The sequence below is a fragment of the Cellulomonas sp. PS-H5 genome, assembly GCF_019265565.1.
Taxonomy (GTDB): domain Bacteria; phylum Actinomycetota; class Actinomycetes; order Actinomycetales; family Cellulomonadaceae; genus Cellulomonas.
In genome coordinates, this window is the sequence record NZ_JAHVCI010000025.1 from 33,858 (window position 1) to 56,240 (window position 22,383).

A 22,383-nucleotide genomic window follows, 5' to 3' on the forward strand; every position below is an offset into this window, starting at 1 on the left:
AGCCTGATCGCCGGTCAGCACTCGAGGAGGAATGTTGTGAACGCCAGGGCGAAGAACGCCGATCGCGCGAAGAGGCCGATGTCGAACAAGAAGTACCTGTGGATCTGGGTGCCGGTGCTCTCGCTGGTCACCGTGATCGCGGTGGTCGCGAACGTCGCGCTCGTCGTCGCCGGCGGCTGGGTCGCCTCCCAGTTCGGCTCGGGCACGTACGAGTTCACGAACGCCGAGGAGTCGGCCGACTGGGACACCGAGTACTACAGCGCGGACTTCGACAGCATCGACGAGGTCGACGCCGCCGCGAAGGAGCTCGTGGAGGAGATCTCCGGCGCGGGCATCGTCCTGGCGAAGAACGAGGGCGCCGCGCTGCCCCTGGCGGCCGGGTCCAGCGTGACCATGCTCGGCCGCGCGGCCGCGGACCCCGTGTTCGGCGGCTCCGGCTCCGGCTCGGTGGACACCAACTCGGCCGTGAACGCGCGCCAGGGCCTGGAGAACGCCGGCTTCACCGTGAACGACGCCGTGTACGGCGCGATCGAGGCGTACGCCGCCGAGAACCCGCGCGGCTTCATCGAGATGGACCGCCCGGACATCTCCACCTACTTCATCGGCGAGATGCCGGTCGACGGCTACGAGGCTCAGTCCTCGTCCTTCGCCGAGTACTCCGACGCCGCGGTCGTCTACATCGGCCGCCCCGGCGGCGAGGGCGGCGACCTGACCCGCGACATGTCCGACTGGGACGACAACGCGGAGCCCGGCCAGCACCAGCTCGAGCTGAACAAGGACGAGAAGGACCTCATCGAGCTCGCCAAGGCGAGCTTCGACACGGTCGTGGTCGTCGTGAACTCCTCGACCACCATCGAGATGGGCGACCTGCAGGCGGACGCCGGGGTCGACGCGATCCTGCTCGCCGGCTCCCCGGGCGCCACCGGCCTGAACGCCGTCGGCACCATCCTGTCCGGCGAGGTCAACCCGTCCGGCCGCACCGCCGACCTGTGGGCCGCGGACTTCACCGCCGACCCCACCTTCGCGAACTTCGGCGGCTACCTCTACGACAACCTGTCGGTGTCGTACCCGGTGTCCGCGGTCGAGACCGCCACGTCGAACGCGACGGTCACCGACGAGGCGCCGTTCGTGAACTACGCCGAGGGCATCTACTTCGGCTACCGGTACTACGAGACCGCCGCGGCCGAGGGCTTCCTCGACTACGACGAGGCCGTCGTGTACCCCTTCGGCTACGGCCTGTCGTACACCGACTTCGCCTGGACCGTCACCGGCACCGAGACCGGTGACGTGGACGGCACCATCGCCGTGACCGTCGACGTCACCAACACCGGGACCGTCGCGGGCAAGGACGTCGTCGAGCTCTACTACACCGCGCCGTACACCCCGGGCGGCATCGAGAAGTCCGAGGTCGTCCTCGGCGACTTCGCCAAGACCGGCGTCATCGAGCCGGGCGCGAGCGAGTCCGTGACCCTGGAGCTCCCGGTCGAGGACATGGCGTCCTACGACTACGCGGACGCCGCCGCCTACGTGCTCGAGGCCGGCGACTACGCGATCTCGGTCCGCACCGACTCGCACACCGTCGCCGCCGGCACCGAGCCGATCACCTACACCGTCGACTCCGACGTCGTGTACTCCGGCGAGAACCACCGCTCCACCGACCTCGCCGAGGTCACCAACCAGTTCGACGACGTCTCGGCGCAGTTCAGCACCGAGCCCGAGGACGGCAAGATCCTGGCGATGTCCCGCGCGGACTTCGCCGGCACCTTCCCGACCGCGCCGACCGGTGACCAGCTGGTCGCGAGCGACGCCGTGGCCGAGGGCTTCGCCGCCTGGGACGTCGACGCCGAGGCGGACGCCTTCGAGGGCGACATGCCCACGACCGGCGCGAGCACCGACCTGTCGCTGATCGACATGCGCGGTCTGGCGAAGGACGACCCGCAGTGGGACGAGCTGCTCGACTCGCTGAGCGTCGGCGACATGACCGACATGCTGCTCAACGGCGCGTACCAGACCGCCGCCATCGGCTCGATCGGCAAGCCGCAGACCACCGAGCCCGACGGCCCGGCCGGCTTCTCCTCCTTCATCAACTCGTCGATCAACGGCGTGGCCTACCCGTCCGAGTTCCTCATCGCGCAGACGTGGGACGTGGACCTGGGCCGCGCGATGGGCGAGATGCTCGGCAACGAGGCGATGTTCAAGGACATCAACGGCTGGTACGCCCCGGCGGCCAACCTGCACCGCTCGCCGTTCGCGGGCCGCAACTTCGAGTACTACTCGGAGGACCCGTTCCTGTCCGGCCTGATGATGACCTCGGTCGCCAACGGCGCGGCGGAGAAGGGCGTGTACACCACGCTCAAGCACTTCGCGCTGAACGACCAGGAGACCAACCGGGTCAACAACGGCATCGCCACCTGGGCCACCGAGCAGACGATCCGCGAGATCTACCTCAAGCCGTTCGAGATGGCCGTCAAGAACATCTCGATGGAGGTCCCGTACCTCGCCGACGACGAGGGCACGATCGAGACGACCACGGTGGGCTCCACCGCGATCATGAGCTCGTTCAACCGCATCGGCGCCACCTGGGCCGGCGGCTCCGAGGCGCTGATGACGGACGTGCTGCGCGGGGAGTGGGGCTTCGAGGGCTTCGCCATCTCGGACTTCAACCTCTACCCGTACATGAACCCGAACCAGAGCATCAGCGCCGGCACCGACCTGACGCTCACCTTCCAGCCGTCGAAGTCGTTCGGGGACACCTCCTCGGCCAAGGCGGTCACGGACATCCGCGAGGCGACCCACAACATCCTGTTCACGGTCGCGAACTCCAACGCGGTGAACGGGCTGGCGCCGGGGGCCACGGTCTCCTACACCCCGCCCACCTGGGTCTACATCCAGATCGGCGCGTCGATCCTGGTCGGCCTGCTCGTCGTGGCCGGTGCGCTGATGGTCACCCGGCGCGTCCTCCGGCACCGGAAGACCGCCGAGCCGGCGGCGCCCCAGGGCGACGCCGAGCCGGTCTCCGCGGGGCACTGACCCGCTGAGCCGCCCCGCCGGGCCGGCAGTGCCCACCACTGCCGGCCCGGCGACCGGGGCCGCGGCCCCCGGCCCCGGACCACCCCCCCCCCGCACCACCGCCGAGGACGTCATGATCGAGAACCTGACCCTGCTGGAGAAGGCCGCCCTGCTCACCGGCAAGACGGTCTGGGAGACCCACGACCTGCCGCGGCACTCGGTGCGTTCGATCTGGCTGGCGGACGGCCCGCACGGCGTGCGCAAGCAGACCGGCGCCGCGGACCACCTCGGCATCGCCGAGTCGCAGCCGGCGACCTGCTTCCCGACGGCCGCGGCCGTGGCGAACACCTGGGACCCCGAGCTGGCCGAGGAGGTCGGCCGGGCGCTCGGCGCCGAGGCCGCCGCCCAGGACGTCGACGTGCTGCTCGGCCCGGGCCTGAACATCAAGCGGTCCCCGCTGGGCGGGCGCAACTTCGAGTACTTCTCCGAGGACCCGCTGCTGGCCGGGCGGATGGCCGCCGGGTACGTGCGCGGCATCCAGTCCGCCGGCGTCGCCGCCTGCCCCAAGCACTACGCCGCGAACTCCCAGGAGCTGCGCCGGATGGCGTCGGACTCCGTGGTCGACGAGCGGACGCTGCGGGAGATCTACCTGACCGCCTTCGGCATCGTCGTCGAGACCGCGCGGCCGCGGACGATCATGTCGTCCTACAACCTGGTGAACGGCACCTACGCCCACGAGGACCCGTTCCTGCTCGGCACCGTGCTGCGCGACGAGTGGGGCTTCGACGGCGCGGTCATCTCCGACTGGGGCGGCTCGAACGACATCGTCGCCGCGGCGGCCGCGGGCGGGACCCTCGAGATGCCGGCCGCGGGCCTCGACTCCGCGCGGCAGCTCGTCGCGGCCGTGCGGTCCGGCGCGCTCGCCGAGGCCGACCTGGACGCGCGCGCCGCCGAGGTGCTGCGGCTGGTGGCCGACGCCCGCGAGCCCGGCACGGCCCCGGCCGTCGACGACGCCGCGCACCACGCGCTGGCCCGCCGGGTCGCGGCCCGCTCCGCGGTGCTGCTCAAGAACGAGGACGCGATCCTGCCGCTCGCGGCCGGGACCCGGGTCGCCGTGATCGGCGACTTCGCGCGCACCCCGCGCTACCAGGGCGCCGGCTCCTCGGCCGTGAACCCGACCCGCCTGGACTCGGTCCTCGACGTGATCGGCGACTCCGGGCTGGAGATGACGTCGTTCGCGCCCGGCTTCCGGCGCAACGGCACCCCCGACGCCGCGCTGCGCGCCGAGGCCGTCGAGGCGGCCCGCGGCGCCGACGTCGCCCTGCTGTTCCTCGGCCTGGACGAGATCGCCGAGTCCGAGGGCCTGGACCGGTCGACCCTCACGCTGCACGCGGCGCAGACCGAGCTGCTCGAGGCCGTGCACGCCGCGAACCCGCGCACCGTCGTGGTGCTGGCCGCCGGTGGCGTCGTCGAGATGCCGTGGCTCGGCTCCGCGCAGGCGCTGGTGCACGGCTACCTGTCCGGCCAGGCCGGCGCGGGCGCGCTGCTCGACGTGCTGACCGGTGCCGCGAACCCGGCCGGGCGGCTCGCCGAGACCGTGCCGGTGCGGCTGTCCGACACCCCGACCGCGGACACGTTCCCCGGGCAGCAGCGGACCGCCGAGTACCGCGAGGGCCTGTTTGTCGGCTACCGGTACTACACGACCGCGGGCGTCCCGGTGACGTTCCCGTTCGGCTTCGGGCTGTCGTACACCTCGTTCGCGTACTCCGGTCTGACCGCGACGGCCGACGCGGCCACGGTGACCGTGACCAACACGGGCGCCGTCGCGGGCTCGGACGTGGTGCAGGTCTACGTGCGGCGCGAGACGCCGGGCGTGCACCGGCCGGACCGCACGCTCGCCGGGTTCGCCCGGGTCGAGCTCGCCCCGGGGGAGTCGACCACCGTGACCGTCCCCCTGGGCGACGCGGCGTTCCGGCACTTCGACGTGGGCACCGGGGCGTGGCAGGTCGAGCGCGGAACCTGGACCGTGCTCGCCGGTGCGAACGTCGCGGACCTGGCCGAGAAGGCCACCGTCGAGGTGGCGGGGACCGTCCCGCCGGTGGCGGAGGACCCGGTCCCAGTCCGGTACCGCACCGGCGACGTCCGGCACGTGCCCGACGCCGACTTCGCGGCGCTGCTCGGCCGGCCGGTCCCGCCGGCCTCCTGGTCCGGGCCGCTCGGCGTGAACGACGCGCTCGGCCGGATGCAGACCGCGCGCAGCCCGCTCGCGCGCCTGGCGTACCGCGTGCTCGCGCTGCTGCGCGACCGCGCCGACCGCAAGGGCAAGCCCGACCTCAACATCCTGTTCCTGCTCAACATGCCGTTCCGGGCCATCGGGAAGATGACCAACGGCATGGTCAGCGCCGAGATGGTGGACGGCATCGTCCGCATCGTCAACGGCCACTTCTTCGCCGGCGCCGGTGCCACGATCCGCGGGTTCCTCCGCAACCGCCGCGCCAACCGCGAGACCGCGCGCCAGCTGCGCGGCGACGCCTGACCTCCTGGAAGAGAGACCCGCTCGTATGTTCACCCGTCTCAAGGACGCCTGGGGCCGGTTCGCCACCAAGCGGCCGGGCGTCGCCCAGTTCGTCGTCTTCTTCGTGCTGAGCAACGGCATCACCGTGCTGCAGCTCGCGCTCATGCCGCTCATCAAGTGGCTGTTCGGCATGACGTCGCTGGTCGACACCTCGTTCCAGGTCTGGCCGATCGGGTCCAACCCGGACGGCTCGCAGTACTTCGTCTTCGACTACGCCGAGGGCGCCCTCCCGGGCGGCGGTGGCGGCCTGGCATACTTCCTGGCCGTGCAGATCACCCTGCTGATCGCCCAGGTCATCAACTTCTTCGCCCAGCGCAGCATCACGTTCAAGTCGAACTCGTCGGTCGCCAAGGCCGCGACCTGGTACGCCATCGCCTACGTGATCATCACGATCGCCGCGGCCGCGCTGCAGGGCCTGTACAAGGCGCCGATCTACGACCTGTTCATCGACACCTGGGGCCTCGGCGGCACCGGCGAGACGCTGGCCGACTTCGTCACGATGATCATCAACGCGGCGATCTCGTTCTGGGTGTTCTTCCCGATCTTCAAGGTCATCTTCAAGCAGGTCCCCGAGGACGCGGCTCCGGCCGCCGCCGCGGACGCCACGGAGGTCCGCTCGGCGTGAGCACCCCCGTCCTGACCGTCGTCGTCCCCGCGTACAACGCGGAGCCGTACCTCGCGCGCGCCCTCGACTCGCTGGTGGGGTCGGACGGCGTCGAGGTGCTGGTCGTGGACGACGGCTCGACGGACGGGACCGCGGCGCTCGCCCGGCAGTACGAGGCCGCGCACCCCGGCACCGTGCGGCTGATCTCGAAGCCGAACGGCGGCCACGGGTCGGCGATCAACGCCGGCCTGGCCGAGGCGCGCGGCGCGTACCTCAAGGTCGTGGACGCCGACGACTGGGTGGACGGCCCGGCGCTCGCGTCGGTGCTGGCCACCCTGCGCGGGTTCCTCGACGCCGGCCGGCCGGTCGACCTGCTGGTGTCGAACTTTGTGTACGAGAAGGTCGGCAAGCGCACCAAGACCGTCGTGCGCTACCAGGGCGCGCTGCCCGCGGGGCGGGTGCTGCACTGGGGGCAGACCCGGCGGTTCGCCAAGCGGCAGTACCTGATGATGCACGCGCTGACGTACCGGACCGCCGTGCTGCGCGAGGCGGGCCTGGTGCTGCCGGAGCACACGTTCTACGTCGACAACCTGTACGCGCTGGTGCCGCTCGCGCACGTGTCGACGCTGTACTACCTGGACGTCGACCTGTACCGGTACTTCATCGGGCGCTCGGACCAGTCGGTGCAGGAGGCGGTGATGATCCGGCGCATCGACCAGCAGCTGCGGGTCAACCGGCTGATGCTCGAGCACCTGTCGCGGGTGCGGGTCGCCGACCGGCGGCTGCGGGCCTACCGGCTGCACTACGTCGAGATCATCTGCGCCGTCTCGTCGATCCTGCTCATCCGCGCGGGCACGCGCGGGCACCTCGCCGAGAAGGACCGGCTGTGGTCCGAGCTGCGCGCGCAGGACCCGTGGCTGTACCGCAAGGTGCGCTGGTCGGTGCTGGGACAGATCTCCAACCTGCCCGGTCCCGCGGGGCGCCGGGTCTCGGTGCTCGCGTACCGGGTGGCGCAGCGGGCGATCGGGTTCAGCTGACCCGCACCTAGGCCGGCCGCGCCGCGCGGGCCGCCCGGAGCAGGCCCGCCACCTCGTCGTCGCGCGGCGGTGCGAAGTCCGCGTACTCCAGCCCCACCGCCTGGAACCGCGCCGGCGACCGGAGGCACACCAGCTCGTCGGCCTCGGCGGTCAGCACGGCGGCCGTGTCGGGCGGGCACACCGGCAGCGCCACGACGACCTGCCCCGCGCCGCCCCGGCGCAGCGCGGCCACGGCCGCGCGGACCGTCGACCCGGTCGCCGCCCCGTCGTCGACCACGACCACCGCCCGCCCCGCCACGGGCAGCGCGGGCAGGTCGCGCCGGAGGGCCGCCTCGCGCCGCCGCAGCTCGACGAGCTCCGCCGCGCGCACCGCGTCGAGCACCGCCGCCGGCACCCGGGCCGCGCGCAGCACCGGCTCGTGCCGCACCTCCACCACCTCGCCGCCCAGCCCGGCGAGCGCGCCCATCGCGAGCTCCGGCTGCCGCGGCAGGCCGAGCTTGCGCACCACCAGCACGTCGAGCGGCGCCCGGAGCGCCTCGGCGACCGGGACGGCGACGGGCACGCCGCCACGGGGGAGCGCGAGCACGACGACGCCCGGCCACCCGGGCGCGGGCAGGTCACGAGTGGGCCTGGCGGGAGCGGAGGCCCTAGCGGAGGCCGCGAGCCGCCCCGCGAGCGCGGCGCCCGCCTGCGCCCGGTCCGCGAACGGTTCCCGACCCATGGTCCTCCCGACGCTACGCGCCCCGGCGCCCGACCGGTGCGCGCCCGGCCCCGCGCTCGAGCGCCCCGACCTCACGCGCTCGTGCACGGCGGTCAGCGCTGCATGACCGAGCCGCACGTCAGGTCGAGGATCGCGCCGGTGACGGCGCCGGCCCGGTCCGACGCCGCGAAGGCCGCCGCGTCCGCCACCTGCTGGAGCGTCGGCATCCGGCCGAGGGCCGTGCCGTCGGTCATGAACCGCTCCGCCTCCCGTGCCGCCGGGGTCCGCTCGCCCCAGGTCTCCGGCAGCGCGTCCGGGCGCAGGCACACCACCCGGACCCCGTGCCGGCCGACCTCGCCCGCCAGCGAGCGGGTCAGCTCCTCGACCGCCGCGCACGCCACGCCGAACCCGCCGGTCGCGTGGAACCGCCGGTCCCGGCCCGCCAGCGCCGCCGCCGAGGTGGACAGCGTGAGGATCGCCCCCGAGCCCGCCTCCGTCATCCGGCGCGCCGCTGCGGTGGCGGTGCAGAACTGCGAGCGCAGGCCGGTCATCGCGGGCAGCAGGAAGTCGTCGACCGGCATCTCGCGCAGCGGCGTCCCCTGGAGGTCGCCGCGCAGGCTGGTCGCGTTCAGGCTGACGTCCAGCCTGCCGTGCTCGGCGACCACGGCGCCGACGTGCGCGTCCACGGCCTCGGGGTCCGCCGCGTCCACGACGGCGACCTCGACGTGCCCGCCGGCGCGCCGGACGTCGTCGGCGACCGCGTCCAGCGGGTCGCGCCGGCGGCCCACGAGCACCACGTGCGCGCCCTCCCGCGCGAACGTCCGGGCGGTCGCGCCGCCGACCGCGCCGGCCGCCCCGTAGACGACCGCGATCCTGTCCTCGAGCAGCATGCCCACCCCGTCCGTCGGGCGGGGCCGCTCCGTCGCGCCCCCGCTGCGCGCCAGTCTGCCGCGCCCGCACCACGCTGCGCGGCGCGTTGGGGCACGCGCGGCGGCACGCGCCGATAGATTCAATATGATCGAACGACATCGACGGAGGTCACGCGTGGTGCTCTACCGGCAGGTCTACGACGCGCTGCGCGATCGCATCGGGGACGGCACGTACGCGGTGGGCGACCGGCTGCCGTCCGAGGCCGAGCTGTCCCAGGAGTACGCGGTGAGCGCCATCACGGTGAAGCGCGCGCTCGACCTGCTGCGGGCCGACGGCCTGATCGTCCGGCGGCCGCGGCTCGGCACCTTCGTCACGAGCGCGCAGCCGACGACCCCGCAGGCCGCGGGCGCGGTGCCGGCCCGCCCGCTGATCGGGTGCGTGGTGACGAACTTCGACGACACGTTCGGCAGCCGCGTGCTCGAGGGCCTGCTGGCCGGCGCCGGGACCGACGACCACCTCGTGCTCATGCGGTCGTCGGGCGACGTCGACGTGGAGGACGCGAGCATCCGGTCGCTGCTCGACGCGGGCGTCTCGGGCCTCGTGCTGCAGCCGTCGTCGTCGGAGTACATCCCGCCGGCGGCGCTCGAGCTGGTGACGCGCCGATTTCCGCTGGTGATCCTGGACCGCGTGTACGACGGCATCCCGGTGTCGGCGGTGCGCTCGGACAACCTCGCGGGCGCGATCGCCGCGACGGCGCACCTCTTCGAGCTCGGCCACACCAGCGTCGGGTTCGTGAGCGCCGCCAGCCACGTGTCGACGAGCGAGGAGCGGCGCAACGGCTGGGTGCACGCCCACGCCGCGTTCCACCGGACGCTCGACGGCACGGCGGAGCTGCGGGAGATCGGGTCCACCGTGCCCGGCAGCACGGTCACCAAGGACGAGGACGTGGACCGCCTGGTGGAGTTCGTCCGCGCGCACCCGCACGTGACCGGCTACCTGGCGGCCGAGTACAACATCGCGCTCCTGCTGCGCGAGGCGTGCCGGCGGCTGGGGCTGGGCGTGCCGGACGACGTCTCGGTGGTGTGCTTCGACCATCCCGACGCGGCGTTCGACGACGGCCTGTTCCGGTTCACCCACGTGCGCCAGCAGCAGCGGGCGCTCGGCGAGCGCGCGATCGACGGCGTCCGACGGCAGCGCGCGGACCCCCGCACGGTCGACAAGGTGATGCTGCCGACGGAGCTGGTGCCGGGGGAGTCGACGGCGCCCCCGCCGACCCGCTGAGCGGACCGACGGGGGCGTGACGTGGAGCGGCGCGTCGTCAGCCGGCCGCGGCGACCCGGTCCGCGGGCGCACCCGCGGGCTCCGGGTAGCCGGCCTCGACCCGCCAGCGCTGCTCGAGCGCCATGATCGCGCTGAGCGCAGTCGAGTACGGGATCGGCTCGTCGGTCGGGCGGCTCCAGTCGTTACCCGGCCGCAGGACGCCGTCGTGCACGCCGTGCTCGACCAGGGCGTCGGTGCCGGCGCGGACGAACCCCTCGAGGGCGACCCGGTCCGGGGACCCGGCCGGTAGGTGCGGCAGCAGGGCGCCGAGGTAGCGGTAGTACACGCCCTTGAACAGCCCCTCGTCTCCGCCGTCGCCCTCGTCGCGGAACACGGCGCCGTCGCTCAGCTCGGCGACCGCGGTCCGCGCGGTGCGGGTCGCGCGGTCGAGCGCGGTCGCGTCGCCGGTGGCCCGCCACCACTCGACCAGGGCGCCGACGTAGAGACCCTGGTTGTAGGTGAACCGCCACTGCACGTCCACCCGGCCGTCGCCCTCGCGGTTGATGCCGTCCTCGACGAACCCGTCGGGGCCGACCAGCGTGCGCTCCAGCCAGGCGAGCGCCGTGCCCGCGTACTCCCGGAAGTCGCGGGTGCCCGGCGGCAGCGCCCGCTCCAGCCGCAGCGCGAGGATCACCAGCGGGCCGTTGGCCGGGGTGTTCTTGTAGGCGAGCTGCTGCTTGCGCCACGCCAGGCTGGTGCCCTGGTGGTCGTTCCAGCCGTGCTCGACCACGTGGTCCCAGATGGCCAGGGCGTCGTCGCGGTACCGCGGGTCGCCGCCGGCCTCGTGCAGCCGGAGCAGGGCGAGGCCGAACCACAGCATGTCGTCGAAGTAGTCGTTGAACAGCGACCCGCCGTTCCGCTCGACGACGTTGCGCGCGGTCTCGGCGGCGCGGTCGAGCCACGCGGGGTCGCCGGTGCGGGCCCAGGCGTCGACGCGGGCGTCCACCACGTGTGCGAGCCACCAGTAGTTGAAGGTGTCCGGGGTGCCGGTGCCGGCGGGGTGGCTGTTGTGCAGGTGCTGCGGCCAGGGCGCGCCGAACAGCTCGTCCAGGCTCCGCTGGGCGAGGTCGGCGAGGTCGGCGGACCGGCTCTGGCCGGGGTGGTCGGTCGTCGTCATGCGGGGTGTCCGTCCGGGTGTCGAGGGGTGGTCGGGCCCGGCCCGCGCCGCCGCGAGGGGCGACGCGGGCCGGGGTGCCGCGTCAGCGCGCGGCGGCGAGCAGGGCGTCGCCCTGCTCCTGGGCCTGGCGGAGCGCCTGCTCGGCCGAGAGCTCGCCGGCCATGAACTGCTCGAGGGCGGGCACCAGCGCCTTGCCCTCGACGTCCGAGAAGCCCTCGACGCTCGGCCGGACCTGGGCGTAGTCCATGGTCTCGATGAACGCGGCGTACCGGGGGTCCTCGGTGAAGAACGGGTCGTTCGCCGCCTCGACGTTCGCCGGGATCCAGCCCGAGATCTCGCCGAACGCGACGCCGTTCTCCGGCTGCGTCGTCCACCAGCGCATGAACTCCCAGGCGCCCTCGGGGTTCTTCGCGCCCTCCGGGATGACCAGGCCGAACCCGCCCATGTACGCGCCCGGACCGGCCGGCCCGCGGGGCGGCTGGACGACCGAGTAGTCGAGCCCGTCCACCTGGTCCAGCGTCGCCAGGGCCCACGGCCCGTCGAGCTTCATCGCGACGGTGCTCTCGGCGAACGGGTCGGTGCCGTCGCCGAACCCGAGCTCGTACACGCCCTCGTCCATCAGGTCCTGCCAGAGGGCGAGCACCTCCAGCCCCTCGGGGCTGTTGAAGGCCGTCTCGGTCTCGTCGTCGTTCAGCAGGGAGCCGCCGGCCTGGGTGAGGAACATGTTGAACAGGCCGGGGTCGCTCAGGTCGAAGCCCGCGCGCTCGAGCGTGCCGCCGTCCCGCTGGGTCAGCGCGACCGCGGCGGTGCGCAGCTCGTCCCAGGTGGTCGGCGCGGCGACGCCGGCCTCGTCGAGCGCCGTCTGGTTGACCAGCAGCGACCGGTTGTCGACCAGCAGCGGCAGGCCGTACAGGGCGCCGTCGACCTCCATCTCGCCGAGCGCGGGTGCGTAGAACGCGTCCAGGTCGACGCCGTCCGCGGCGACCATGTCGTCGATCGGTGCCAGGGCGCCCTTCGGGGCGTACAGCGACGTCTGGTAGCGGTCCCAGAGCACGACGTCCGGCACGGCGCCGCCGGCGAGGGCGGTCAGCAGCTTCTCCTCGACGAGGCCCTGGGACACGTACTCGACCTCGTAGTCGTCCTGCGAGGCGTTGAACGCGGCGGCCTGCTCCTCGAGCTGGGCGACCTGGTCGCCGGACCAGGAGCCCCAGAACACGACGGGCTCGGGGCCGTCGCCGGAGCCGGTCCCGCCGCCGTCGCCACCGCCGCTGCTGCAGGCGGTGACGGTGAGCAGGGACGCGAGCGCCAGGGCGACGCCGGTGGTGGTAGATCTCCTCATCGAGCTCTCCTCAGGGATGGGTCGGGGCGTGCGGGGGTCAGGGGACGGGCGGGGTGGGGGGTCACTTGCTGCCGACGTGGGCGACGCCCTCGATGATCCAGCGCTGCGCGACCAGGAAGACGAGGAGCACGGGCAGGCTGGCGACGACGGTCCCGGCCATCAGCGGGCCGAACGCGGTCTCGTAGTCGTTGACGAACGACGACAGCCCGACCTGGACGGTCATCATCGACGGGTCGTTCAGCACGATCAGCGGCCACAGGAAGTTGTTCCAGCCGGCCTGGAACGACAGGATCCCGAGCACCGCCAGGCCGGCGCGGGCCAGCGGGAAGTACACCTGCACGAAGATGCGGAACTCGCTCGCGCCGTCGATGCGCGCGGCCTCGCCGAGCTCGTCCGGCAGCGTCTCGAAGAACTGCTTCATGAAGAACACCGCGAACGCCCCGGCCGCGCCGGGCACGATCACCGCCGCGTAGGTGTTGAGCAGGCCGAGCCCGCCCTGGCCGAGCAGGTCGTTCCCGCCGGCCAGCGGGAAGTGCCGCAGGATCAGGAACGTCGGGATCATCGTGACGATGCCCGGGATCATCAGCGACGACAGGAAGAGCGCGAACACCCCGGCGCGGCCCCGGAACCGGAGCTTGGCCAGCGCGTAGCCGCCGAGCCCGCCGAAGAACACGTTCGTCACCGCGCCCCCGATCCCGAGGACGAGCGAGTTGACGAAGTACCGGCCGAACGGCACGTCCTGGAACACCCGCGCGAAGTTGTCCAGCGTCGGGTTGTCGGGGATCAGCGACAGCGCGCCGGACAGGATCTCGGTGGCCGGCTTGAACGCAGTGGCGAGGGTCCAGACCAGCGGCGCGACCATGACGACCGCCAGGACCGTGACGGCGACGTACCAGACCGCGGCCCCGAGGCGCCGGCGGCGGGAGCGCGGCCGCGGGCGGGATGTCGGCGGGGTCGGAGCGGCGGCGGGGGCCGGGCGCTCGGCGACGGCGGTCATCGGGCGGCCACCGTGCTCGGCACCGCGGCGGGCACGCGCCGTCTGCGGACGCGGCCGCTGTCGCCCGGCCGGTTCAGCCGCGCGTTGACCAGCGAGAACACCAGGATGATGAGGAACAGCACGAACGACAGCGCCGAGGCGTAGCCCATCTCCAGCGAGCCGAAGCCCTTGTTGTAGATGTAGTAGACCATCGTCACCGTCGAGTTCCCGGGGCCGCCCTTCGTGAGGACGTAGGCCTGGTCGAACACCTGGAACGCCCCGATGATCAGCAGCGTCGAGACGAGGAACGTGGTCCGGGTGAGCGACGGCAGGGTCACGTACCGGAACTGCTGCCACAGGTTCGCGCCGTCCAGGCGGGCCGCCTCGTAGAGGTCGCCGGGCACCCCCTGCAGGCCGCCCAGGAAGATGATCATGTTCGTGCCGAACCCGGCCCACACGCTCATCAGGACGATCGCGGTCATCGCCCACTGGGAGTCGTAGAGCCAGCGCGGGCCGTCGATGCCGAACCAGCCGAGCGCGACGTTGAGCAGACCCTTCTGCGGGTTGAGCAGCCAGTACCAGATGGTCGCGGTGGCGACCGTGGAGGAGACCACCGGGATGTAGAACAGGGTCCGGAACAGCCGGACGGCCCGGTACGAGCGGTTCAGAAGCAGCGCGGTCCCCAGGGCGACGACGAGCCCGAGCGGCACGTACATCAGCGTGTACCGGGCGGTGTTCCGCAGCGCCGTCCAGAAGAAGGTGTCGTCCCAGATGCGTGCGTAGTTCTCCCAGCCGACCCAGGCGGTGTCGCCGATGATCGCGTAGTCGGTGAGGCTGATGACCGCAGCCATGCCCATCGGCAGCAGCATGAACACGACGAACAGCCCGAGCGGCACGGCGAGGAACCACCAGCCCGCGCGGCGCATCTGGCGCGCCGTGGCGCTGACCGGCCGCTGCGCGGGAGCCCGCCGCGGCGCCCGCGCGGGCGCGGTGGCCACCGCCCCGGTCACGACGCGCTCCCGGCGACGGCGCGCGGGGCGGGCGTGGGGCGGGCGGCGGTGCGGAGCCCGGCGACCTCCAGCACGAGCTCGCAGAACATCGCGTCGGCCCAGGAGAACCACTCCCGGGTGAACCGGGTCGGGTCGTCCTTGTGGAACGACTCGTGCGTCGCCCCGGTGCCGGCGTCGGTGGCCAGCAGGGTGTCCAGCAGCCGCGCGCGCTCGGCGTCGTCGGTGCTGGTGAGGCCCTCGAGCGCGAGCGCGATCGGCCAGATGTGGTCCGGCGGGGTGTGCGGGCTGCCGAGGCCGCGCGCTGCGGTCCCCACGAGGTACGTGGGGTTGTCCGGGCTGAGCACGAACTCCCGGGTGGCCAGGTACAGCGGGTCCTCCGGGGAGCACCACCCGAGGTAGGGCAGCGACAGCAGGCTGGGCACGTTCGCGTCGTCCATCAGCAGCGCGCCGCCCAGCCCGTCGACCTCGTACGCGTAGATCGCGCCGTGTCCCGCGACCTCGACGACGCCGTGCTCGGCGATGCCGCGCTCCAGCTCGCTGCGCAGCGCGCGGGCCTCGGCGGCGAGGTCGGGGTCGCCGAGGACGTCGTCGGCCGCGTCGGCGACGTCCGCCAGCACGACGGACGCGAACGCGTTCCCCGGGACGAGGTACCCGTACCGGCAGGCGTCGTCGCTCGGGCGGAACCCGGACCAGGACATCCCGGTGACCGCGGTCGGCGTCCCGCGCCCGTCGCGGACCAGGGTGTCCGACGGCGGGCAGTCGTCCCGCTCGAACCGGTACGGCGAGCGGGCCTCGTGGTCCTGCTCGGTGCGCCACAGCGCGATCGTCGCCCGGGCGGCGGCGCGGTACCGCTCGTCGAGGTGGTCGGTGCGGCCGGTCACCCGCCGGATGTCCGCCGCGAGGTGCAGCGGCGCGCAGAGCGAGTCGATCTCGTACTTGCGCTCCCACACCCACGGCGACTGCTCCGTGCGGTCGCCCGCGTGCCCGGCGCCGTTCGGGCCGGCGTTGAACGCGTTCGCGTACGGGTCCCGGGCGACCTGGTCCAGCTGCCGCCGGTTCACCGCGACCAGCAGGTCGGCCACCTCGGCGTGGTCGCCCGCGACGTGCAGGTAGGGCGCGAGCTGGGCGCTCGAGTCCCGCAGCCACATCGCCGGGATGTCCCCGGTCACCACGAACGCCGTGCCGTCGGGCTGGGGCTGCACCGTGCGGCGCAGCGTGTCGCCGTAGGCGGCCTCGAACCGCTGCGCCGTGGTCGCGTCGGTGCGCTCCCGGACGGCGGTGCCGACCTCGCGGACGAGGTCCTCGATCCATCGAGCCACGTGCTCCTCCGTTGTCGTCATCGACCCGCCGCGCCGTCGCGGCGAGAGTGAGCATGTTGAATATATGTGACGCACGCACCGCGATGCAACGACGCTCTCGCGCGTGGTGCATGGCGTCGGCTGTGTCCGGTGAAGCGCCAGCGGACGACAGGAAAGGTCGATCTTGCCGCCACCGAGCGCTACGACGGATTGAATATACGTAGAACTCCAGGGCGAGCACGTGCGTCACAGGACCGCCGTCGACCACAAGTGACGGCGACGACCCGGGCCTCGACCCTCGGGTGGTGCCGCTCGAGCCCGAGCCGCCGCCGCGTCCGTGCCCGTGCACGGACGCCGAGATGGCAACTTTCGGCTGCGCCGTGCGTCCCGCGCTCAGCCGAGAGTTGCCATCTCGGCGACAGGTGTCGTGGAGTCCGTTGCGAGGGCCGCGGTCGCGCGCGCTCGGGCGCGAGTCAGGGGAGCGGGGTCGGCTCGTCCAGCCCGGCGGTCGGGGCGTCCGTCGGGGCCGGCGTCGCGCCGTCCGTCGGGGTGATCGTGATCGTGATGGTCACCGTCGCGGTCGAGCCGAACTGCGCCGACGCGAACCCTGCGGCCGGGCCGATGAGCGCGGCGCCGACCAGGAGCGTCGCCAGGACCAGCCGGCCCCAGCGGCCGAGCAGCGGCGCCTCGCCCGCGTCCGGCGCCGCGCCCGCCTCGCCTGCCGCGCCGGCAGCGCCCGCCGCGCCACCGGTCGCCTCCCGCGCCCCCGTCGCGGGGCGCCGGTCAGCCGAGGAGGAGCGCATCGTCGTGCCGCTCGCGCGCGGACGGTCGGCGTTCGCCGGCGGCGCGGCGCGCGCGCCGGTCGTCGAGCAGGGAGAGCACCTCGAGCGTGGCCAGCGCCGCGAGCGGCGGCACGAGCATCACGGCCCGCCCCTGCGCCGAGCCCGCCCAATCCAGCACCCACCCCCAGCGCGGGTAGACGTCGAGGATGATGCCGCGGACCTGGCTCAGCGGGGTGGCGTTCGGGTCGGGCTCGGTGTTGGCGTCGCCCTTGGTGTAGATGTACGGCCGGGTCAGGGCGTCGCCGGTCTCGGGGTCGTAGGCCTGGACCATGCGGCCGCTGGCGGCGTCCTGCTGGAGGACGGGCAGGTTGCGCAGCGCGATGATCCGGTGGGTCACGAGCTGGTCGCCGCCGGCGGGCCAGAACGTCGCGACCTGGCCGACGCGCAGCTGCGACGGGTCGTCGATCCGGCGCATGACCACGGCGTCGCCGGCGTCGAACGACCCCTGCTCGGGGCCGGACATCGAGCCGGAGGTGACGATGAGCAGGCGCTGGCCGTTGGCCTGGAACCACAGCGGGACCGCGAGCGAGGTGGCGTAGGCGAGGCCGCAGACGACGATGACGGTCCACAGGGCCGTGCGCACCGCGCGGCGGCCCCTCGACTGGGGGGTGGCGTGCCGCGGCCGCTCCGGGTGGGGTGCCCGGCGCTCGACCGTGGGGGCCGGCCTCCTGCTCATCTGCGTCTCAGCGCCTCCGGCGGGATCAGCGGTGCGGGTCGGTGGGGTCCTGCTCGGCGACGAACGTCAGCTGCAGGTCGGCCGACGCCTCCTGGTACTCGTTGCCGATCTCCTGCGGGACCGACACGCGGACGCACAGGTCCTCGGCCGCGGAGGAGAACAGCGACCGGTCGACCGGGACGATCTCGGTCGCGGTCGTCGCGAGGCCGGCGCCCGAGGAGCCGATCGGCGCGGCACCGGCGAGCCCGGCCTCGGTGCACTGCGCCGCGGGCACGGCGAAGACGTCGAGCGACAGCGTCGCCGCGAGGTTCTTGGCGTCGCTGGTGGCGGCGTACTGCACGCCGTAGACCAGGGCGAGCGAGCCCGCGTTGGTGACGGTGACCGGGCTGTAGATCTCGTCGCCGGGGGCGAGGTTGCCGGGCGGCAGCGCGAACGCGGCGTCCTCGCCGGCCTCGATGTCGACAGAGCCCGTGATGATGCCGGAGCGCCCGGCGTCGTCGTTGTCCGTGAAGATCGCGGAGGTCACCAGGGAGGTCATGCCGAGCGCGGCCATGCCGAGGATCCCGACGGTCGCGACCAGGCGGCGGCGCCGCGCCGGGTCCCGCCGCGGCGGCGGGGGCGTGATCATCTCGCGGAGCAGCTCGTCCATCCGGGTGGTCATCCTCACGGGTGATCGGAACGGGTGTTACCAGGGCCTATCGGACGAATGGTGACGCACCTTGAGGCGTTCTGCCCGTTTCTGGAGTGAAGTCACGTGACGGCGTGTCGCGAGGCGGGGTCACGGGGGAGGTCCTCGGGCCGCAGCCGGTCCGGCGCGACGGCCGGCGAGTAGAGGTAGCCCTGCGCCTGGTCGACCGTCAGCCGGCGCAGCAGCTCGGCGGTGGTGGCGTCCTCGACGCCCTCGGCGACCACCTGGAGCCCGAACGAGTGCGCCAGGTCGACCATCGCCTTGACGATGACCTCGGAGCCCTCGCCGCCGCGGGTGGTGAGGTCGGCGACGAACAGCCGGTCGATCTTCAGACCGTGGACGGGCAGGTCGCGCAGCTGGGAGATCGACGTGTTGCCGATGCCGAAGTCGTCGATCGAGACCCGGACGCCGGCGTCGCCGAGCCGCTGCAGCACGGGGACGACGCGCGACGGGTCGCTGACCAGGGCGGTCTCGGTGATCTCGGCCTCGAGCAGCTCCGCCGGGACGTCGTGCCGGGCGAGCAGGTCCTCGATGACCTCGACGACCGCGTGCGAGGTGACGTCGTGCGCGGACAGGTTCACCGCGACCGGGACGGGGTCGCCCTGGGTGCGCCACACGGCGAGCTGGGCGACCGCGACGCGCAGGGCGTACCGGGTGAGGTCGTGGATGAGGCCGGACTGCTCGGCGAGCGGGACGAACAGGTCGGGCGGCAGCATCCCGCGGGTGGGGTGCCGCCAGCGCATCAGGGCCTCGAGCCCGACGGTGCGGCCGGTGCGCAGGTCGATCTTCGGCTGGTAGTGCAGCTCCAGCTCGTCGTCGACGCCGAGCGCGCGGTGCAGGTCGCCGAGCAGGACGAGGCGGGCGGGGGAGGAGTCGTCCTCCTCCGGCGAGTACACGGACACCCCGAGCCGGTGCGTCTTGGCGGTGTACATCGCGACGTCGGCCATCCGCATGAGCGACGAGGCGTCGTCGGCGTGGTCGGGCAGGCAGGCGACGCCGATCGAGGTGTCGACGTGCAGGGCGAGGTCGCCGAGCATGAACGGCGGCACGAACAGCTGGCGCACCCGGCGGGCGGCGGCGTCGGCGTCGGCGACCGACCGGACGTCGGTGAGCACGATGGCGAACTCGTCGCCCCCGAGCCGCGCCACCATGTCGTGCTCGCGCAGCGCGCCGCGCAGCCGCTGGGCGACCTGCTCGAGCAGCTCGTCGCCGCGGTCGTGACCCAGCGAGTCGTTGATGTCCTTGAACCGGTCGACGTCGAGCAGCGCCAGCCCGACCGTCGTCCCGGCGGCCTCGGCCTCGGCGATCGACCGCTCGAGCTTGTCGCCCAGCATCCGGCGGTTGGGCAGCCCGGTGAGCGAGTCGATCAGCGCCAGCCGGGCGTTCTCCAGGGCGGAGGACTGCAGCCGGCGCGAGGCGTTCCACACCGTGCGGAACAGCAGCACCCAGAGCAGCGCCAGCCCGCCGACGACCACGAGGGTGACGGTGCGGGTGGCGCTGGTGACCGCGTCGGTCGTGCCCTGGTAGTCGAGCATCACCTCGGCCGCGCCGACCACGACGCCGTCGTGCCGCACCGGGACGTACACGTCGAGCAGCGTCGACTCCGAGCCGCCGAACTCCTCGCCGCGCACCTCGGTGACGACCCGCGCGTCGGGCTCGCGCTGCCGGACCGCGGCGTCGAGCCGCTCGCCGTCGGGGAACCCGGTGGCGTCGGCCTGCGAGTCGTACAGCAGCGTCGAGTCGACGGTCCACAGCCGCAGCCGGCGCAGCTCGCGGAAGCCGGCGACCTGCTCCGAGACCGCGGCGGCCTGCTCGGGCGCGAGCACGCCCACGGTGAACGCCTCCTCGGGCACGGACGACGAGGCGTACGACTCGATGCTGCGGGCCAGGGCGATCCCGTCACGCTGGGCCTGCTCGCGCATGACGTTGCCGGTGACCCACACGAGCGCGGCGCCGAGCGCGAGCATGGCGACGACACTGACGACGGCGAAGTACCGGGTCAGGGGCCAGCGCCGGGTCGGGGTAGCCAGCTCAGCCTCGAATGCTCGGAGGGTCGGGCCGGCGCGGGTCCGCACCGGTCTCGGGCCGAGGGTAAGGGCCCGTTGCCGGAAATGGCGAGAAGATCCGCGTTGTGGCGGTACGTCGGATTTGCCCGAGCTGCGGCGGACGGGTGCGCCGGCGGCGGGTGAGAAGCTGTCGCGACACGGATCCCCACCCGTTCGGAGCACGTGCGTGCGTCCTGCCTCGGGGTAACGTCGCCCCGCCCACGCCCTGATCACCCCCCCGGACGGATCTGCCTGCATGCACGAGCTCGCGCTCTGCTCAATCGAGCACGACGGCCACGCCGTTCTCAGCGGCTACGTCCGCACCTTCGAGGACGGTGTGCTCTGGGCGGGCTTCGAGGGGATCGTGCGGGGCGTGGCCGAGGGCGACGTCTACCTGCTCCGGGTGCTGGACGACGCCCGCGGCGAGTGCGTCTACCAGGGCGAGGTCGCACGGATCACGGCGGACACCGTCGGGTTCGTCGGGGTCGAGCTCCTGTCGACGCTGCAGAAGCGCGCCGTCGCGCGGGTGGCGGTGCACGTCGAGGTGCAGGGCTTCGCGCGGCTGGCGACGGTGCCGGACGAGCACGAGCACGAGCACGGAGCCGCCCCCGCAGCGGAGGCGGAGGCGGTCGACGGCGAGGCCGACGAGGTCCCGTTCGTCTTCACCGTCCTCGACGTCTCCGCGCACGGGATGCGTATGATGAGCCAGACCGAGCTGCCCCTGGGCAGCGAGGTGAGGTTCGTCTTCCCCGAGCTGTCCGCCGCGTTCTGGCTGCAGGCGGTCGTCGTCCGTGCCCAGCCCTCGCGCTCCGGGACGCACTACGGCTGCCGGTTCGTGGAGACCTCCGACCGGGAGACGGACGAGCTGTTCTCCTACGTCCTGCGCACGCAGGGCGCCCTGCGCCGCCAGCAGAAGCTCGCCTGACCGAGCCGCCGGCGCCGGTCGCCGCCCCGCGCGCAGCGGCCGCGGACCCCGACCACCGCCGGAAAGGCGCCCCTTCATGCCTCGCTTCACCGACCTCGGTGTGCCCGCCGCCCTCGCGCAGTCCCTCGCGCAGCGCGGGATCACCGACCCGTTCCCCATCCAGACGGCCACGCTGCCCGACACGCTCGCCGGGCGCGACGTGCTCGGCCGCGGCCGCACCGGCTCCGGCAAGACCCTCGCGTTCTCGCTGCCGGTCGTCACCCGGCTCGCCGACTCGAAGGCGCAGCGCGCCAAGGCCCGCCCGCGCGCGCTGATCCTCGCGCCGACCCGCGAGCTCGCCACCCAGATCCACGCCACCATCGAGCCGCTCGCCGCCACCGCGGGCCTGTCGTCGACCACCGTGTTCGGCGGCGTCGCGCAGAGCCGCCAGGTCAGCGCGCTCAACGCCGGCATCGACGTGCTCGTCGCGTGCCCCGGCCGACTCGAGGACCTCATCAAGCAGGGCCTGTGCTCGCTCGACGCGGTGGAGATCACCGTCCTCGACGAGGCGGACCACATGGCCGACCTCGGCTTCCTGCCGGTCGTGAAGCGGCTGCTCGACCGCACGCCGCGCGGCGGCCAGCGCCTGCTGTTCTCGGCGACGCTCGACAACGGCGTGGACACGCTGGTGAAGCGGTACCTCGACAAGCCGACGACGCACTCGGTCGACCCCGAGGTCGCGCCGGTGTCGACGATGACGCACCACGTGCTCGCGGTCGCCGACGCGGACGCCAAGAGGGAGGTCGTGCGCGAGCTCGCCTCCGGCACCGGCCGCCGCGTCCTGTTCACCCGCACCAAGCACCAGGCCAAGAAGCTCGCCAAGCAGCTCACCCAGGACGGCATCCCCGCCGTGGACCTGCAGGGCAACCTCGGCCAGGGCGCCCGCGAGCGGAACCTCGCGGCGTTCACCTCGGGCGAGGTCAAGGTCCTGGTCGCGACCGACATCGCGGCGCGCGGCATCCACGTCGACGACGTCGAGCTCGTCGTGCACGTCGACCCGCCGGCCGAGCACAAGGCGTACCTGCACCGCTCCGGCCGCACCGCCCGCGCGGGCTCCGGTGGCGACGTCGTCACCGTGATGCTGCCCGAGCAGGCCGGCGACGTCCGCGACCTCACCCGCAAGGCGAAGATCACCGTCACCCCGCAGCGCGTCGCGCCGGGCTCGCCGGTGATCGCGGCGCTGGTCGGCGAGGTGGCGGCGCACGTCGCGCCGGCGCCGGTCGCGGCGCCCGCGCAGCCGTCGCGGTCGCGGGGCGGTTCGGGCGGCCGGGGGACGTCGGGCGCCGCGGCGTCCGGCGGTGCCGGCGCGTCGG

18 protein-coding genes are annotated in these 22,383 nt (G+C 73.4%); 7 read left to right on the forward strand and 11 right to left on the reverse strand.

The annotated features are described in order from the left end of the window. Positions 1-36: 36 nt before the first annotated feature. The 4 genes from J5O08_RS11405 (at position 37) to J5O08_RS11420 (ending at position 7,225) form a co-directional block, all read left to right on the forward strand. Positions 37-3,030: a glycoside hydrolase family 3 C-terminal domain-containing protein gene (locus J5O08_RS11405; protein WP_308281568.1), complete on the forward strand. Its 2,994-nt coding sequence runs from the start codon at positions 37-39 to the stop codon at positions 3,028-3,030. Between the two features lie 112 nt (positions 3,031-3,142). Beyond that, complete coding sequence (locus J5O08_RS11410; RefSeq protein WP_218706986.1) at positions 3,143-5,545, forward strand: glycoside hydrolase family 3 C-terminal domain-containing protein; 2,403 nt, start codon at positions 3,143-3,145, stop codon at positions 5,543-5,545. Positions 5,546-5,570: 25 nt separating this feature from the next. Beyond that, positions 5,571-6,209 carry a hypothetical protein gene (locus tag J5O08_RS11415; RefSeq protein WP_147794472.1) on the forward strand — a complete coding sequence of 213 codons (639 nt, stop codon included), beginning with the start codon at positions 5,571-5,573 and terminating at the stop codon, positions 6,207-6,209. Continuing rightward, on the forward strand, positions 6,206-7,225 hold the full coding sequence (locus J5O08_RS11420; protein ID WP_218706988.1) for a glycosyltransferase family 2 protein: 1,020 nt from the start codon (positions 6,206-6,208) through the stop codon (positions 7,223-7,225). The genes J5O08_RS11415 and J5O08_RS11420 overlap by 4 nt, the downstream gene beginning before the upstream one ends. A gap of 7 nt (positions 7,226-7,232) precedes the next feature. Here J5O08_RS11420 and J5O08_RS11425 read toward each other — a convergent pair whose 3' ends face one another. Next, positions 7,233-7,946: a phosphoribosyltransferase gene (locus J5O08_RS11425; RefSeq protein WP_218706990.1), complete on the reverse strand. Its 714-nt coding sequence runs from the start codon at positions 7,944-7,946 to the stop codon at positions 7,233-7,235. Between the two features lie 92 nt (positions 7,947-8,038). Next, entirely contained in the window at positions 8,039-8,815 is a 777-nt protein-coding gene (locus tag J5O08_RS11430) for an SDR family NAD(P)-dependent oxidoreductase (RefSeq protein ID WP_217616914.1), read from the reverse strand. Positions 8,816-8,969: 154 nt separating this feature from the next. On the opposite strand from J5O08_RS11430, the gene J5O08_RS11435 reads away from it, so the two are divergent. Further along, a complete protein-coding gene (locus J5O08_RS11435; protein WP_218706992.1) occupies positions 8,970-10,076 on the forward strand; it encodes a GntR family transcriptional regulator in 1,107 nt (368 codons plus the stop codon). 37 nt (positions 10,077-10,113) lie between these two features. On the opposite strand, the gene J5O08_RS11440 is transcribed toward J5O08_RS11435, so the two are convergent. The 9 genes from J5O08_RS11440 to J5O08_RS11480 form a co-directional block, all read right to left on the reverse strand. Further along, the gene (locus J5O08_RS11440) at positions 10,114-11,232 is read right to left on the reverse strand and encodes a glycoside hydrolase family 76 protein (protein ID WP_218706994.1); all 1,119 of its coding nucleotides are present in this window, start codon (positions 11,230-11,232) and stop codon (positions 10,114-10,116) included. Positions 11,233-11,314: 82 nt separating this feature from the next. Then, positions 11,315-12,571 carry an ABC transporter substrate-binding protein gene (locus tag J5O08_RS11445; protein WP_218706996.1) on the reverse strand — a complete coding sequence of 419 codons (1,257 nt, stop codon included), beginning with the start codon at positions 12,569-12,571 and terminating at the stop codon, positions 11,315-11,317. Positions 12,572-12,632: 61 nt separating this feature from the next. Further along, positions 12,633-13,568, reverse strand: coding sequence for a carbohydrate ABC transporter permease (locus J5O08_RS11450; RefSeq protein ID WP_218706997.1), 936 nt, complete (start codon positions 13,566-13,568; stop codon positions 12,633-12,635). After that, positions 13,565-14,557, reverse strand: a complete 993-nt coding sequence (locus J5O08_RS11455; protein ID WP_308281570.1) for a sugar ABC transporter permease — start codon at positions 14,555-14,557, stop codon at positions 13,565-13,567. Before J5O08_RS11455 ends, J5O08_RS11450 begins: the two co-directional genes overlap by 4 nt. Beyond that, positions 14,554-15,876: a glycoside hydrolase family 125 protein gene (locus tag J5O08_RS11460; RefSeq protein ID WP_308281571.1), complete on the reverse strand. Its 1,323-nt coding sequence runs from the start codon at positions 15,874-15,876 to the stop codon at positions 14,554-14,556. The genes J5O08_RS11455 and J5O08_RS11460 overlap by 4 nt, the downstream gene beginning before the upstream one ends. 452 nt (positions 15,877-16,328) lie before the next feature. Continuing rightward, on the reverse strand, positions 16,329-16,658 hold the full coding sequence (locus tag J5O08_RS11465; RefSeq protein WP_218706999.1) for a hypothetical protein: 330 nt from the start codon (positions 16,656-16,658) through the stop codon (positions 16,329-16,331). Beyond that, positions 16,639-17,280 carry a signal peptidase I gene (locus tag J5O08_RS11470; protein ID WP_217616906.1) on the reverse strand — a complete coding sequence of 214 codons (642 nt, stop codon included), beginning with the start codon at positions 17,278-17,280 and terminating at the stop codon, positions 16,639-16,641. The genes J5O08_RS11465 and J5O08_RS11470 overlap by 20 nt, the downstream gene beginning before the upstream one ends. Before the next feature lie 118 nt (positions 17,281-17,398). Next, positions 17,399-18,040, reverse strand: a complete 642-nt coding sequence (locus J5O08_RS11475) for a hypothetical protein (RefSeq protein ID WP_218707000.1) — start codon at positions 18,038-18,040, stop codon at positions 17,399-17,401. A gap of 83 nt (positions 18,041-18,123) precedes the next feature. Beyond that, a complete protein-coding gene (locus J5O08_RS11480; protein WP_308281572.1) occupies positions 18,124-20,136 on the reverse strand; it encodes an EAL domain-containing protein in 2,013 nt (670 codons plus the stop codon). A gap of 226 nt (positions 20,137-20,362) precedes the next feature. Here J5O08_RS11480 and J5O08_RS11485 point away from each other — a divergent pair, with 226 nt between their 5' ends. Both J5O08_RS11485 and J5O08_RS11490 read left to right on the forward strand, forming a co-directional pair. Continuing rightward, entirely contained in the window at positions 20,363-21,031 is a 669-nt protein-coding gene (locus J5O08_RS11485; RefSeq protein ID WP_218707001.1) for a PilZ domain-containing protein, read from the forward strand. A gap of 76 nt (positions 21,032-21,107) precedes the next feature. Next, positions 21,108-22,383 (forward strand): DEAD/DEAH box helicase (locus tag J5O08_RS11490; protein WP_218707002.1); only part of this gene is annotated, 1,276 nt, incomplete at its 3' end.